This window comes from Acidisphaera sp. L21 (assembly GCF_009765685.1).
Lineage (GTDB): Bacteria > Pseudomonadota > Alphaproteobacteria > Acetobacterales > Acetobacteraceae > LMUY01.
Genome location: NZ_LMUY01000159.1, coordinates 182 through 567 on the forward strand (window position 1 = coordinate 182; position 386 = coordinate 567).

General features: G+C 57.8%; 1 protein-coding gene. It reads right to left on the reverse strand.

What is annotated here, in order from left to right; genetic code table 11:
- Positions 1 to 181, reverse strand: a 181-nt coding sequence (locus tag GSQ76_RS31540; RefSeq protein WP_216851378.1) for a hypothetical protein, incomplete at its 3' end; no start/stop codon positions are given.
- Positions 182 to 386: the final 205 nt, after the last annotated feature.

Below are 386 nucleotides of genomic sequence, written 5' to 3' on the forward strand. Positions count from 1 at the left end.
GCCAGAGCAATAGCTCTTGCACGGGCAGAGAGATGATTTCACGTGCAATAGCCACGAGGTTGCCCGCCCGCTGGACTGCGTCAGCGAAATCGCTTTGCCTGAGGAGGGTGGCGTCTTGAAGCAACCCGGACTGAATGCTGATGAACTTTGTTCGGATTTCACGGGCATATTCTGGAAGCATCGACAGCCACTCCGCGTCGGACGAGCGACAAATGCCTGCGCTATCGCACGGGCCGCGTATTCACGCTTTTCGTGATAAACGACAGAGCCGCTGCCACGATTAACCGCGTCGCGCCTCCGAGGTTCCATGACGCCATGGTTGAGATGAGCCCCAATCGAATTGCCATAAGCCGCCCGCGCCAGTCCAAACCGAGATTGGGAGCATC